12 protein-coding genes are annotated in these 12,843 nt (G+C 23.9%); 5 read left to right on the forward strand and 7 right to left on the reverse strand.

Features of this window, described 5'->3' with window-relative positions; genetic code table 11:
- Positions 1-352: 352 nt before the first annotated feature.
- Positions 353-1,258, forward strand: a complete 906-nt coding sequence (locus tag PWP28_RS09300) for a calcium/sodium antiporter (RefSeq protein WP_206050590.1) — start codon at positions 353-355, stop codon at positions 1,256-1,258.
- 29 nt (positions 1,259-1,287) lie between these two features.
- On the opposite strand, the gene PWP28_RS09305 is transcribed toward PWP28_RS09300, so the two are convergent.
- From PWP28_RS09305 to PWP28_RS09335, 7 genes are all read right to left on the reverse strand, one after another.
- Positions 1,288-2,004, reverse strand: a complete 717-nt coding sequence (locus PWP28_RS09305) for a phosphatase (protein ID WP_158274888.1) — start codon at positions 2,002-2,004, stop codon at positions 1,288-1,290.
- Between the two features lie 90 nt (positions 2,005-2,094).
- The gene (locus PWP28_RS09310; RefSeq protein ID WP_308644622.1) at positions 2,095-4,251 is read right to left on the reverse strand and encodes a BglG family transcription antiterminator; all 2,157 of its coding nucleotides are present in this window, start codon (positions 4,249-4,251) and stop codon (positions 2,095-2,097) included.
- A gap of 75 nt (positions 4,252-4,326) precedes the next feature.
- Complete coding sequence (locus tag PWP28_RS09315; protein ID WP_109605897.1) at positions 4,327-5,070, reverse strand: sugar isomerase domain-containing protein; 744 nt, start codon at positions 5,068-5,070, stop codon at positions 4,327-4,329.
- A 19-nt stretch (positions 5,071-5,089) separates the two neighbouring features.
- Positions 5,090-6,367, reverse strand: coding sequence for a PTS ascorbate transporter subunit IIC (locus tag PWP28_RS09320; RefSeq protein ID WP_206050591.1), 1,278 nt, complete (start codon positions 6,365-6,367; stop codon positions 5,090-5,092).
- Positions 6,368-6,388: 21 nt separating this feature from the next.
- Complete coding sequence (locus tag PWP28_RS09325) at positions 6,389-6,679, reverse strand: PTS sugar transporter subunit IIB (protein WP_109605901.1); 291 nt, start codon at positions 6,677-6,679, stop codon at positions 6,389-6,391.
- Positions 6,680-6,692: 13 nt separating this feature from the next.
- A complete protein-coding gene (locus PWP28_RS09330) occupies positions 6,693-7,136 on the reverse strand; it encodes a PTS sugar transporter subunit IIA (protein WP_308644623.1) in 444 nt (147 codons plus the stop codon).
- 250 nt (positions 7,137-7,386) lie between these two features.
- The gene (locus tag PWP28_RS09335) at positions 7,387-8,043 is read right to left on the reverse strand and encodes a hypothetical protein (RefSeq protein ID WP_308644624.1); all 657 of its coding nucleotides are present in this window, start codon (positions 8,041-8,043) and stop codon (positions 7,387-7,389) included.
- A gap of 71 nt (positions 8,044-8,114) precedes the next feature.
- On the opposite strand from PWP28_RS09335, the gene PWP28_RS09340 reads away from it, so the two are divergent.
- From PWP28_RS09340 to PWP28_RS09355, 4 genes are all read left to right on the forward strand, one after another.
- On the forward strand, positions 8,115-9,755 hold the full coding sequence (locus PWP28_RS09340; protein ID WP_308644625.1) for a GGDEF domain-containing protein: 1,641 nt from the start codon (positions 8,115-8,117) through the stop codon (positions 9,753-9,755).
- A gap of 48 nt (positions 9,756-9,803) precedes the next feature.
- Positions 9,804-10,571 carry an ECF transporter S component gene (locus tag PWP28_RS09345; RefSeq protein ID WP_206050523.1) on the forward strand — a complete coding sequence of 256 codons (768 nt, stop codon included), beginning with the start codon at positions 9,804-9,806 and terminating at the stop codon, positions 10,569-10,571.
- Positions 10,572-10,595: 24 nt separating this feature from the next.
- Positions 10,596-12,068, forward strand: coding sequence for a S41 family peptidase (locus PWP28_RS09350; protein ID WP_109604297.1), 1,473 nt, complete (start codon positions 10,596-10,598; stop codon positions 12,066-12,068).
- A 123-nt stretch (positions 12,069-12,191) separates the two neighbouring features.
- Positions 12,192-12,767 (forward strand): AraC family transcriptional regulator, encoded by a 576-nt coding sequence (locus PWP28_RS09355; protein ID WP_308644626.1) that lies wholly within the window; start codon positions 12,192-12,194, stop codon positions 12,765-12,767.
- The last annotated feature ends 76 nt before the right edge of the window (positions 12,768-12,843 follow it).

Below are 12,843 nucleotides of genomic sequence, written 5' to 3' on the forward strand. Positions count from 1 at the left end.
AAAGTTAAAAACAGAGGGAGGAATTGATATGAAAGAAAAAAGAAAAAACATTAGAGTATTGGATAGACTTGATATTAATAGAGAAATTGTTTGGGAATTCATAAGACACATCTAAGAGGGAGGTGTATCTCATGTTAAAAAAAACCAGAAAAAGAATTGAATCATATGCAGAAGCTTTTGATAGAATAGATAAAGAAGATATGAGACATATATTTGAAGAGATGATAAGAAAAATATAAAAAAATAAGCCTTTTGGCTTATTTTTTTATCATAATTTAATGTTAAATGGTATTTAATTAATGAAATTACTGTATAATAAATTTAAATACTTTTTTATTAATGGAGGGATAAATTGATACCTTTTATATTGCTAATCTTTGGTTTTATACTTTTAGTTTTTGGTGCCAATAAATTTGTAGATGGTTCTTCTTCATTAGCTTATTCATTTAAAATACCGCCTATAATAATAGGACTTACAATTGCAGCTATTGGTACAAGTGCTCCTGAAGCTTTTGTTAGTACTATAGCAGCAATTCAGGGGAACAGTGATATAGCTGCTTCTAATGTTCTTGGCAGTAATATCTTAAACATTCTATTAATACTTGGAATAACAGCTTTTATAAAACCATTAAATATAAAACAAAATACTATAAAAAAAGAAATTCCATTTTTGTTTTTAATATCTTTAGTAATGCTTTTAATGGGTATAGATGGAATAATATCAAGAACTGATGGTTTAATTCTTTTATTATTCATGATCATATTCATAAATTATTTATTTGAAATATCAAAAGAAGATAATAATCAAGAAGAAATAAAACAATATAGTATCATCAAAAGTCTAATTTTTACTATTATAGGTTTAGTATGTATAATATTTGGAAGTAAATTTACAGTAGATAATGCGGTTATCATAGCAAAAAATATTGGAATATCTGAAAAAATTATAGGTTTGACAATAGTTTCTATAGGAACATCTCTTCCAGAACTGGTAACTTCTATAGTTGCAGCTCTAAAAGGTCAGAATGATATAGCTGTTGGAAATATACTGGGTAGTAATATCTTCAATATATTGTTTGTTCTTGGAATTGCTTCTTCAATTTCATCAGTAAATTTTAACTTGATATCAGATACAATAATCTCAATTGGTATAACTTTTATTTTATTCATATTCTCAATAAATGATAAAAAAATTTCTAAAGTTGAAGGTTTTATATTCATATCCTTATATGCGATATATATTTTTTATATTTTATAAAAAGAGTTTCCAAGTTAATTGGAAACTCTTTATTTTAAATTTAAATATTTTAAAAGTCTTTCTTTATTATTATTTAATATATTTTCTTCTTTTATACCAACTTTTTGAACAAGTTTCTCTAATCCCGATGTTCTACCTATTTCATCTATATAATGTGCATCAGAGTTTATAGAAATTTTTACATTGTATTTTTTTATGGCTTGAAGATATTTCAAAGTTACTTCTTCAACACCTCTTCTACCGATTTTAAATTTATCAAAAGATCCCGCATTTAATTCGAGAATCACATTATTTTCATATGCCGCATGAGAAATTTCGTCAAAATCTACTGGAAACTTTGGATTATCTGGATGTGTAATCATTTTAACATAACTTTTGTTTATCGTAGCCAACATAGATTTTGTTATATCTTTTTTTTCAGTTAAATCAAATTCAGCTTCTGGATGTATACCCGCCGCTACAAATTCAAGATTTTCAAGTCTATATTCTGGCAAATCTAAACTTCCATCATTTAAAATATTTGCTTCACATCCTTTTAAAACTCTAACATCATATATATAATCTGGCAATATTAATAAGTTTCCAAAATAGTATTCATGCGATGCACCAGGCATTTGTGGTCCATGATCTGTAATTGCTATTACTTGTAATTTTTTTTCAGCTGACTTTTTTACCATTTCCATCAAAGTATTGTATGCATGACCTGAGGCTAATGTATGCATATGTAAATCTGCAATTAAATTCATTTTTTTCATCATCCTTTATACTATATTTTGTACATATAAATTTTAACAAATTTGATTTAAGTGATGATTAATTTATATTTATTTATGTTATCAAAGTAAATCATTTTTATGTCTCATGATATAATTATAAACATCATTTTTATTTTTTGAATTTAAAAGTTTTTTGATAAAATCATCATCATTCATACTTTTTATTAAATCGCCAAGTGCTTCTAAATGGCTTATTTTATCCTTTGCTGCAAGCATTATTAAAAAATACACAGGATCATATTTAGAATTAAATTTTATACCTTGCCTTGAAATCAAAAAGGAAAACCCCGTCTCTAATACTCCATCTTGTGGAGATGCATGAATCAAAGCTATACCTGGTGATATGACTGAGTATGGTCCTTTTTCTTTTATTATATCTATAGATTTTTGTATATATTCTTTATTTATTTTATCATTTTTTAAAAGTATTTCGCCGGCATATTTTATTGATTGTTCCCAAGAAAGTATTTTATTAGTTATTTTTATCGTATCTAAACTTATATAATGCTCAAGGCCAAAATTCAAATTTTTTTCATTTTTTAATATTTTCTTTTTATTTATTTCATTGTCTATATCTTCTTTTATATTTTTTTCTAAGTCTTTATCGATATTAAAATATTTTTTTATTATATTGATTATTTTTTTTGAATCTATTTTATTAAAATCATTTTTGTTCTTTAAAACTCTTTTTCTTTTATTTAATATGTTTTTTATCTCTATTATTTCTTTTTCAGGTAGAAGAGGATTTACTTTTAGAATTTTTATGTTCTCTTCTTCTATTGAAATAGTTGTTATTATTAAATCTATGTCTACATCTTTTAAAAAATAGTTCGGTATATCAACATATGAAATAGTATCTAATACTTCTATATCTTCACCAAATATATTTTTTATTCTGCTTTTAAGAATATTTGTTGTTCCTATACCGCTTGAACAAACGAGCAACACTTTTAATTTATCGAAATTATATGTATAATTTCTTTCTATAGCAGCACCAAAATGAAGTGCAATATATCCAATTTCATCATCCGCTATTTCATTTTCAAAATTGGTAAATATGACTTTCGAAGCAATTTCAGATGCTTTATAAATTTCTTCATATTTGGTTTTTATTTCATCAAGCAATGGATTATTCAATGGTAAGTTATACTTAACTCTATTTATTGCCGCATCAAGATGAAGTGAAAGGCCATTTATTAGCTCTTGATCATTTATTAGATCTATTTTAAAATAATCATCTATTATTTTACACATTTGTTCTGCCATAATTCTTGTGTTATCATAATCTGATATATATGTTTTCTTTATTTCTCTTTTTTTTGATCCCAAAAGATGAAAAGTTATAAACCCTATCTCAGATTCTGGAATATTTATATTAAAATCATATTCTAAATTTTTTGCAAGTATTCGGGCAATATTAAATTCTTTTTCTTTTATAAGATTTTTTAATTGATTTTCATCTATTATTATATCTTTACCTTCTTTTATTCTCATTATTGCGAGAGCTATATGTATCATAAGTGCTGCATAATCTGAATCAACCATTTTAAAATTCAAATCTTTTTGCATCTTTTTTATATTTTTTTCTATTTTAAACATATCAATATTTCCAATTAATTTATCAAATTCATTAAAAAAATTATTTTCATCAAATTTTTTACTTTGAATTTTATTTAAAAAAGATAATAAATCTCCTTCACTACTCGTTTCGTCGAGCAATGATGTTATACCATGTCTAATATCTACTTCTTTTCCTTTTATTTTAATGCCAAAATTTCTTCTTCTTATTAATTTTAAATTTCTTTTATTCAACCATTTTTCTATTTCTTCAAGATCTTTTTTTATTGTAAAAGAACTTATCAATAATTCCTCTTCTAAATCTGAAATATTAATAGGTTCAGAACTTTGAAAAAGTTTGAAAAGAATTATTTGCTTTCTATCTTCTTTTGAAAAATAAAGTGTATCTTCTTCTTTTTCTTCTTTTCTATTCAAAAATTTTTCTTTTGTATCATTCTCAGAGATTATTTTTATTCCACTACCAGGTTTTGAATATATTTTAAAATCATATTTTTTTGCTAATTCTTCAGCCTTTTCTATATCATATCTAACAGTTCTCATACTTATTTTGAAATGTTCAGATATTTCTTTTATAGTAGTATACTCTTCTTTATCAAATAAAAATTCTATAATATCATAAACTCTTTTTTTTATAATCATAATATCACCCTAAAAATAAAACTGTCCTACTAAGAGTTTAATTAGAAGGACAGTTTTTTGTTTTATAGATAAATTTTATAAATAATGTATTTTATTTCCATATTTTTCAAATATTCTTTTATTAAATTCATCTCCACCATCAACATTTGCACTGTGAAGAACAGGTGGTTCAACATCATTTTTTATAAGATCATTGACAGTTTCCAAAACTATTGAATTAACTATTAAAGCTCCTATAACAGTAGATGTAGGGCCTACTTTTTGTTCCAAACCTTCAACTTTCATGCTTGAATCTTCAAAATCTCCACAATTATCTATAACTATATCGGCTAATTCATAAAGATTTTTACCACAAGAATGTCTTGAATTTACTTTAGAAGAATATTCTATATTTGTGAGTGCAATTACATTGGCTCCTATTTTTTTAGCTTCTATAGCCATTTCTATAGCAGTTGGATTTCTTCCAGAAACGGAGTGAATTAATATTGTGTCTCCCGCTTTTATATTAGAACTTCTAAGTATTTCTGTTCCATATCCTTCAAGTCTCTCCATTTTAGAAGTTAAAGTAACAGGTCTTGTATTTAACATTATTGAAGAATTGAATATAGGATTTATTAAAGCAAGACCGCCAGTTCTGTAGAACAATTCTTCTGCTATTATTCCTGCATGAGAAGCACCGAAAACATATAGAGTATTTCCATTCATTATTGTTTTACTAAATAATTTTGATACTTCTTTTATAGTATCTTTTTGTGTGTTTTCAACTTTATCTATTATTTCGCGTATATGATTCATATATAAAGAAATATAATCATTCATTAAAAAACCTCCTACAATATTACATACCAAAAATCTTACCTATTCCACTAGAAATTAATGCCCATATGGAGAAATCATTACCTCCAAAGATTAATATCCATTCAGATATTGTATTTTTTAATATAGGAACAGAGAAACCTACTAAGAATATCATAATTATTCCAGCAACAGCTGAACCAATTATAGCTCCTCTTTTACCACCAGTACCATTACCTATTACTGCAGCTGTACCTATTTCAAAGAAACAAGTTATTGTAAGCGGTAAAACAGCATAATTAAATAAACCTGCTTTTCCAACTATAACAAGAGTTATTATAGATGTTATCATTGATACAACGAAACCTATTATTACAGCATTTGGAGCGTATGGAAATATTATTGGACAGTCTAATGCTGGTACAGCATTAGGTATAACCTTATCAGATATTCCCTTAAATGCCGGTATTATTTCTGAAAGCATCATTCTTACACCCATTAAGAGAACCGTTAATCCAGCACCAAATAATACTCCTTGCATAATAGCAAATATAACAAGACTTTTTTCAGCACCAAATACACTGGCTCTATCTGCCCCTATCATTAATCCTACAACTATATAAACAAAAAACATTACTATAGAAGAAGTTATTGTGATCTCTTTTAAAAAATCCAATTGTTTTGGAAATTTTATATCTTCTGTAGATTTACTCTTATCTCCAAATAATTTTCCAAGATATCCTGAAATCAATGATAATCCCACTGTTGGATGACCCAATGTAAATGAATCATCACCAGTAACATTCTTTACAAATGGTTTGATCAAAGCTGGAGTAACTATTATATATATCGCCGTCAAAATAGTTGAAAAAGCAGTTAATCCAGCACCTTTTAATCCTGATTCAACGCCAACAGCGGTGAAAACAAATGGAAACCAAAAAAGCATATGTCCTGTTAAAAAAACATTCTTTAACTTTGTAAATCTTGCAACGATTAAATTGATTGCAAAAGCTAATACCATTGCCAATCCTATTTGAGAACCATATGTTGATAAAAATTTATCTGTTCCCATAGGATTCATAGTTGCCGCACCATCTATTTTATACAATACATTAAAAGCTTCTGATAAAGGTGATATTGAATTTACAAGTATAGTTGTTCCTTGAGTTAATATTACCACACCTATTATCGTTTTCATAGTACCTTTAACTAGATCTGAAAATGATTTTTTTTGAATTAGCAAACCTACAAAAGATATAATCCCTAAAAATATAGCAGGTTCTCTAAAAATTTGATTAATTATAAAATTTATAACAGCCATAATCTTCTTCCTCCCCTATTTTTATTTAGAAAGTTCCTTCATTATTTCTAATCCCTTTTCTTCAACTTCTTTTTTATTTAAAAAATTGTTTATTATTATAACTGGTACATTCATCTTTTCTTTTAAACTTTCTCCAAGTTCTTCAGATGTAAAAACTAAATCGCATGTTGTAGAAGATGCACTACCAACATCAGAAGTAAAAACCTCCGCATCTATTCCATTACTTTTTGCAACTTCATCTATTTTCATCTTTAAAATCATTGAAGATCCAACTCCAAATCCACAAACTGCCATAACTTTAATTCTTGACATAAATTATTCCTCCTTAAATTTTATTTAATAAATTATATATTTCATTCTCATCAGAAGATTCAGATATTTCTTCTACAAAACCTTCTTTTTCTAAAAGATCTGCTATTTTTGATAGGTTTTGTAAATGCCCTTCACTTTCCTTCGACGCAAAAGAAAATACGAGCTTAACAGGATCATTTTTTTTATTTCCAAATTCTACAGGTTTTTTTAATGTTATAAGGCTTATATCAGACTTATATACTATTTTATTATCGGGCTTTGAATGGGCTATTGCTATTCCTGGTGCAATAACTATATATGGACCTAAATTTTTAACAGAATCAATCATATTTTCAACATATTTTTTACTTATACTCTTACTCTTAACTAATAATTCTCCAGATACTCTAATCGCATCTTCCCAATTAGATACGTCTACATTAACCTTTATATTTTCTTTTTTTATTAATTCTTTCAATTGATATCCTCCTAACTAAAATTATTCATTCATCTGATATTTTAATATATTCATATATTAAATACAATTAAATACTCACGTTGTATTTCCATAATGATGTGGCAAAAAATCCCTAATCAATAATCTTTCTAATAAAAACATAATATTTGATACAAAAAAGCTTTTTTTGTTCTTTAATCACTATTATTTGATAATATTCAAATATAATCAAAAATAATCACTATAAGCAAAATCTTATAGTGATTATTTTTTATTCAAATCTATTAAAAATTATTTCAGTTGTATATAATTTTGGGTATATATTCAATCCTTTATATTTAAGATAAATTTTATCTTCTGAATCTATCCAAAAATCTCCAGTCCAAAAAGTAGATAAGAATCCATCTATTTTCATTTTTATATTCATTGTGTTATAGTCTTTATTATTTATTCGAATATTTTCAAAAGAATTGAAATATACATACATTTTCTTAAAATTTAAGTCTTGAGGATTAAATGTCCAAAAATATATATTATCAGAACTATAATCTATTAAAGATAAAGAATATCCATAAATTTGAAACCATGGTAAATCATCTAATATAAATTCTTTTTCTATTTTTTTATTTTCTTTTTCTCCCATTAGAAATACTTTATTTTCTTTTCTTTCGAGAATGAAATGACTATCTTTTGATATATATTCTAATTTATTAACCTTTTCATTATCATGATAGACCTTATATTTATCTTCATTTCCTATCCATTCCACATAAAAATTTTCTTTATTATAAAGCATTTTACTCTTATTTATTCCATCTGGAAGTGATTCATCATAAACCATTTTTAATGATTCTTTTGACTCAAATATGTTAGAATAAGCAAAAGTAAAACAGTTCAATAGAATTAGTAAAAAAAATAATTTTTTCATAAAATTCCTCCAATATCAATCGTATTTTTATGTTATAATTTTATTAACTCCTAAAAGCAAAAGGTGAATATATGGATAAACGAAAAAAAGTTGTTTATTATATTTTAATCATAACTGGAATATTATTGACTTCTTATATTCCATTTGAAAAATTTAATATAGAGTTTAAATATTTAATACCATTATTTTTAATAACTTATATATCGGATAATTTAAAAATATATTGGCGATATGATAGAAGACTTGTTAGCAATATTGTTGGATTTACATTTTCCTTCATTTTAGGATTGCCATATGTATTTTTAAATTCTTTTATAACTTTTTTTAGATTAAAAAAGAGTTCTTTAAATGGTAGGCTCTATGTATTTTTAGTATACTATAACACTTATATATTATCGGCTATCATAGCTTATAAATTTGATGGAATTCTCTCAATATTTTTATTTTTGACTTTATCAAAAATATTTAATTCCATAATAATGAATACTTTAAAAACTTTTGATTTTAATATTTTTTTATTAGAATACTTACATTTTTTAACTTTGATACCTTTTTCATATTTCTATTTAATTTCAGATCAATATATAATTAAAATAGCTCTGATAACAGTAAATTTATTATTATCTATCTTATATTATTTATTGATTAAATTAAAAAATGAAAAAAATGATGAAATAATAAAAAATCAAAGACTTCAAAAATTTAATGAAATAACTTTAAAATTCTCAAATATTTTAAAGCAGTTCAGTGTAAAAGATACTGAATATTTTGTTTTGGATGAAATTGCAAAAATTATTCATTCGCAGTTGAAATATAAACATGTTTTAATAAGTATGTTCGATTTTAAAAAAAATACTGTTGAAAGAATAACTCAAAAAGGTTTGAGCGAAAATGATTTTAATAAAATAAAAAATAAAAGAGTTAGTATAGATAAAATAATGAATTTACTCGATATCTCAAACAAATATCTTGAAACTTATTTCATCCCAAATAATGGCAATGATAAAGATTATCTTTTTTCTTTAAGAAATGAAGTAAATATAAATGATAGTTTAAAACCATCTAATCTATGGAGATATGATGATTTATTGTTAATAACTTTAAAAAATGATATGAATGATATAATTGGTTATATATCTTGTGATGAACCAGAATCTGGTCTTAGACCTACAAAAGAAGAATTAAATATTTTGACTGTATTGACTCAATTAGCATCTATAACTTTAGAAAATTCTTATAAATATAATGAGGTTATTAATATAGCTGAAAGAGATGGATTAACTAAATTATATAATCATTCAAAGCTATTTTCAGATTTAAATTTATTTGAAAAAGCTGAGAAAAATATATCTATTGCTTTTTTTGATATGGATAATTTCAAATCCTTCAATGATAATTATGGACACTTAGAAGGAGATAAAATATTGAAAAAAATTTCTAAACTATTTAAAAATAATATAAGAGATAATGATAGAGTTTATAGATATGGTGGCGATGAATTTGTATTTATATTTAATAATATTAAAAAAGATAAATCTAAAGATATAATTAAAAGATTTATTGAAAAAACTTCTTCAATAAATTCAAATATAACTTTTTCAATAGGAATTGCTGACTCCTCTGAAACATCAAAATATAAAGAACTTTTAGATTTAGCCGATAAAAGAGCCTATAAATCTAAAAAACTTGGTAAAGATAGAATAACTATTTAAAATTTATATTTCAAATCTAAAATATAAAATAAATGAGGAGTGTTTATTTTGAAAACAAAAAAATTAACTTATACATCAATGATGTTGGCATTAGTTTTTATATCAACACTTTTAATAAAGATACCAGTTCCAATAACCAATGGTTATATTCATCTTGGAGATTCTATGATATTTATAGCATCCATAATATTTGGATGGAAAACAGGAATGATATCTGGCGGATTGGGTGCCTCCATGGCTGATTTAATTGGAGGTTATGCATTTTGGGCATTACCAACTTTAATAATAAAATCTATAATGGCAGGAATAATTGGTCTATTCACAAAGAAAAAATCTAAAAACATTGCATTTATTATGACAATATTGGGAATTATAATATGGATATTATTTAGTTCAATTATTTATATATCTTTAAATAACTTAAAAATCGATATAAAAAATGATTTAAATTATTCACAAAAAATAATAAATGAAACTGGTTTAGATAACATCAAAAACCTTGATTCGACAATAAAAAAGATACAAAATATACTTCTATATATATCTATAATAATCCCAATTTTAAGTTTTATACTAATATCAATTTTTAGAAAAAGGGATAAAGATTTATTTAATTTAAATACCTTTTTAGGTATAATTATTTCTGGTCTTTGGATGGTGATGAGTTATTATATAAGTGGAATATTCATATATGGAAATTCTATAATACCTATATTTGAAATACCTTGGAATATAACTCAATTTATTGGAAGTGCTATAATAGCAATATTAATAGTATTTTCTTTGAATAAATTAAATTTAAAAATAAAATTATAAAGATTTAGGTTAGGAGATTAAAAAATGAAGAAAACCATTTATTTATCAATAATTTTTTTGATATTACTTATAACTATTTTTCTTATCTTTTTTGCAGGTTTTATAAAAATATCTGATAAAAGAATATTTTATATTGGATCAAAAGAAAAAGCTTTAAAAGAATTCTTTGAAAAAGAAAAATATGAAATAATAAATGATTATAAAAATAAATATAAGGACGATTATTTATATTATTTTGTAAAAGATATAGTTCAGAGCGATTATCCTTATTTGAACTTAAAAGAAAAGAAATATGATTTCGATTGGAAAGATTTATCTGATTTTTATATCGATAAAATAAAAAATACTGATAATGAAGATAAAAAAATGTATTTATTGAATGAAATGATTAGTTTTTTAAATGATTCAAATATTAAAATAGATTCGAATCATGACAACTTTTATAATTTAACCCTTCCAATAAAATTAAAGGAATTTGGAAATGATATAAAAATAGAAGCTTATAATATTCATGCAATAGAATTTCAGGATAATATACAAATAGGTGACACTTTATTAAAAATAGATGATATTCCAATAGACGAAATCATCCAAGAAATCTCTTCAAAAACTTATTATGGAAAAGTCAAAAATGGTAAAGATTTAATATTAAAAAAAATTTTTAATCTTTATAATTTTTATATTAAAGATGAAAAATATGATTCTTCAACTCTAACATTAAAAGATTCAGAGCAAAATGAATATACTATTTCTCAAAAGTACAATCCAAATGATATATATTTTAAAAATAATTCTTTTATGATAAATGAATATGCTTATAATTCAACAAAAAACAATTTTGAAATATTTGATAAAGATATCGGTTATCTAAAAATAGGTTCTTTTGAAGATGAAAATTTTGAAGATTTCATTCAAAATATAGAACTTGAAAGAACTAAAGGATTGATAATAGATATAAGGGGTAACTCTGAAAAGAGCAATGAAAAAAATATGTTTTTGTTATTATCGAAGTTCATGAATACAAATGATGAATTTTTATATAAAAGAATTAAAAATTCTGAATTTTTACATATATTCGGGAGAAATTCTAATGATTATCCAAATGATATAGAATTCAATGGAGAATTTTATCCGGATATTAAACTAAATTATGAACCCTCAAATAATAAATATGATAATCCTGTAATACTTATAATAGATAATATAAACTATAATTCAAGTGATCTTTTCATATATTACTTTAAAAATAATAGTATTGGAAAAGTAATAGGTAGAAATACTATCATGAATATAGGTAAAACTTTTGATATTAAGTTTGATGATATTATTTTGAAATTTCCTTATTTAATGTATTTAAATCATTATAAAGAAATACTAGAAGAATACGAAATTAAACCAGATATATATATTCCTTATACGGATAATGAAGTTAGAGGAGAAGATATTATATATGAAACATCATTTAACTTAATATTGGCTTCAATTGAGCAAAAATAAAAAAATTTCCGTTATAATTTTTAAATTATAACGGATTTTTTTATAAATAATCTCACCTAAATGAACAAAAAAAGATAAGATATAAATTTTTTATTATGCTAAACTCTATTTTGGAGGTGCAAAATGAATTGGATAAACATTTTAAATGATGTAATAAACTATATAGAATCAAATTTGAATTCTGAGATCTCTCATGAAGAAATTTCTAAAATATCTTGCTGTTCTTATTATCATTTTCAAAAAGTTTTTTCATACATAACTGGTTTATCTTTGGGTGAATATATAAGAAATAGAAAAATGACTTTAGCTGCCTTCGATATACAAAAAGATGAAGGAAGAATCATTGATATTGCTTATAAATATGGATATGCCTCCCCAAATTCATTTAATAAAGCTTTTAAAAGTGTGCATGGTATTCCTCCAATAAAAGCAAAAAATAATAAAGCAATTTTAAATATATTCCCTAAGTTAAGTTTATCCCTTGAAATATCGGGAACAGAAGATGTTAAATATTCGATAGTAGAAAAAGAAAGTTTTAAAATTATAGGAAATAGAATTTCATTATCAGAAAATATGAATGAAAATTTTAAAATAGTCCCAAATTTTTGGAAAAAAATGATAAATAATGATTTTATAAATAAATTGAAAGAATTCAACAATAATTATCCAAAAGGTATATTAGGAGCATTCCTGAAATAAAAAAAGAAAGAGGTTGAAAAAAAAGGAACCTCCCCGTAAAATAAAAGTGTAACAAGAATCCATCAAATATTTTACA

It is taken from the genome of Oceanotoga sp. (assembly GCF_030445905.1).
In the GTDB taxonomy this organism is placed as follows: Bacteria; Thermotogota; Thermotogae; order Petrotogales; family Petrotogaceae; genus Oceanotoga; species Oceanotoga teriensis.

Coding starts and splice junctions, on each gene's coding strand:
- PWP28_RS09315 (WP_109605897.1), bottom strand. CDS start 5,070: ATGAATGATTATATTTCTTTATATATGAATCATATACGCGAAATAATA.
- PWP28_RS09320 (WP_206050591.1), bottom strand. CDS start 6,367: ATGGCTGTTATAAATTTTATAATTAATCAAATTTTTAGAGAACCTGCT.
- PWP28_RS09310 (WP_308644622.1), bottom strand. CDS start 4,251: ATGATTATAAAAAAAAGAGTTTATGATATTATAGAATTTTTATTTGAT.
- PWP28_RS09350 (WP_109604297.1), top strand. CDS start 10,596: ATGAAGAAAACCATTTATTTATCAATAATTTTTTTGATATTACTTATA.
- PWP28_RS09355 (WP_308644626.1), top strand. CDS start 12,192: ATGAATTGGATAAACATTTTAAATGATGTAATAAACTATATAGAATCA.
- PWP28_RS09335 (WP_308644624.1), bottom strand. CDS start 8,043: ATGAAAAAATTATTTTTTTTACTAATTCTATTGAACTGTTTTACTTTT.
- PWP28_RS09325 (WP_109605901.1), bottom strand. CDS start 6,679: ATGTCAAGAATTAAAGTTATGGCAGTTTGTGGATTTGGAGTTGGATCT.
- PWP28_RS09340 (WP_308644625.1), top strand. CDS start 8,115: ATGGATAAACGAAAAAAAGTTGTTTATTATATTTTAATCATAACTGGA.
- PWP28_RS09305 (WP_158274888.1), bottom strand. CDS start 2,004: ATGAATTTAATTGCAGATTTACATATGCATACATTAGCCTCAGGTCAT.